This is a genomic window from Streptomyces sp. NPDC006655 (assembly GCF_040703965.1).
Taxonomy (GTDB): Bacteria; Actinomycetota; Actinomycetes; order Streptomycetales; family Streptomycetaceae; genus Streptomyces.
Genome location: NZ_JBEYJU010000246.1, coordinates 1 through 1,595, shown reverse-complemented (window position 1 = coordinate 1,595; position 1,595 = coordinate 1). Strand labels below are relative to the sequence as shown.

Here is a 1,595-nt window from a genome sequence, read left to right as displayed (position 1 = left end):
ACCCGCGGACGTTGCACTCGCCGCATGACCCCAGCAAGCCCCAATCACCCCAAACCCGACGGGGGTGCCTTGACGAAGGACATAGAGGCACCCCCTTCCCGGAGGACGACGCAGGCAGGTGTGTGAGCACCGGCGGCGGGCCGGTGCTCACACACCCGTTCCCCCGACTCCCCTTCGAGTACCATCGACCCGCCGTCGCTTCGGCACGGCCGGCCCTGCAGAGGAGGTCGTGCGTCGAGGGGACCAGCGGGGGTCGGTGCGCCGCACGACCAAGTGTCGGCACGCCCCATGCTGCCGCTCACCTCACGTCGTGTCATCGGTAATTTGACTGACGACTGCCGTCGGCTTCACGGGTCCACCGCCGTGCGGCCCGTCATCGCGTCCGGCAACTCGACGCCACCTGTCGGAGCGTCGACGTCCTCGTGAGGGCCGCCGAGGAGGCGTTCCTCACCCACCCGGACTCGGAAGTCATCACCAGCTTCCCCGGACTGGCGGTGACGTCCGTAGCCCGCAAGCACGCGCACGCTCTCGGGCTGACTACGCACTGGTGGCCGACCTTGTTCCCGGCCTGTTCGTCATCGTGCCGACGCTCGCCGTCGCCGGCTCGCCGAGGTACGGGGCCGCCGTGCTGCTGATGATCACATACGACCTCGCGGTGGCCGAGCGCATCGCCGACCGGGATCGCCGTCACTTAGGCGGGCCGCATCATCGAACTCACCGACGCACCGCCTTCTTCGGCACCCTCTGCCCGCGCCACCCCTACAGCCGCCGCATCCTCCAGCCCCTCCCCGACCGCTCCTTCACCCCCATCCCTGGGATGCCCCGGGACCTCGGTGACATCCCCAACGGCTGCGCCTTCGCCCCGCGCCGCGAGCGGGCCACCGACGTGTGCACCGCGCTGCCGTCCCTGACGAGCGCCGTCGCCTGCCACCACCCTCACGTCCCGGGGAGACGCCCGTGCTTCAACTGCGCGCCGTCACCGCCGGATACGATCGCCGTGCCCCCGTGGTTCGAGACGTCTCCCTTACGGCCGAGCCGGGCAAAGCCGTCGGCCTCCTCGGGCCCAGCGGCTGCGGCAAATCGACCCCGGCTGCCGAGCCCCTGCGTGCCACCGGCCGCCGCGACACCGTCACCGAGCGGGTCGCCGAACTCGCCGCCACCGTCGGCCTCACCCTCGACCTGCTGAGCAGAGGCCTCCACGAAGTCAGCGACGGCCAGCTCCAACACGCCTGCCTCGCCCGCGCCCTCGTCCTGCGCCCCCGCCGGCGGGTCTGCGACGAGATGACCGCAGTGTTCGACGCGTCGACAACTGCCACGCGGGTAGACACGGTTGAGAACTACCAACGATTTGCCGACGCGGGACTGCTCGCCGTAGGACACGGCCGTATGCTCCTGAACGAAATTCTTGCCCGGCGTTCCCTGGTCGCCAGGAGGCTGCCCAGGGCGGCATGAAAAACCCTCAGCCGCCTGCCAGCGCCCATCGTCCAAGGCCGGTCACAACTGACGTACCCGAACCCCGGGAAGGTCGTCGAAGTGGGCCCGCTTGTCGTGGGTGACCACGGTACGGGCTGTGGTCAGCGCGGTGGCCGCGATGA

Annotated in this window: 1 protein-coding gene and 1 pseudogene; both read left to right on the top strand. The window is 70.2% G+C overall.

The genetic code is table 11. From position 1 onward, the window contains the following. Window positions 1–628: 628 nt before the first annotated feature. A pseudogene (locus AB0958_RS45085) lies at window positions 629–940 on the top strand (oligopeptide/dipeptide ABC transporter ATP-binding protein); the annotation flags it as partial. Between the two features lie 17 nt (window positions 941–957). Next, on the top strand, window positions 958–1,452 hold the full coding sequence (locus AB0958_RS45080) for an ATP-binding cassette domain-containing protein (RefSeq protein WP_366896285.1): 495 nt from the start codon (window positions 958–960) through the stop codon (window positions 1,450–1,452). The last annotated feature ends 143 nt before the right edge of the window (window positions 1,453–1,595 follow it).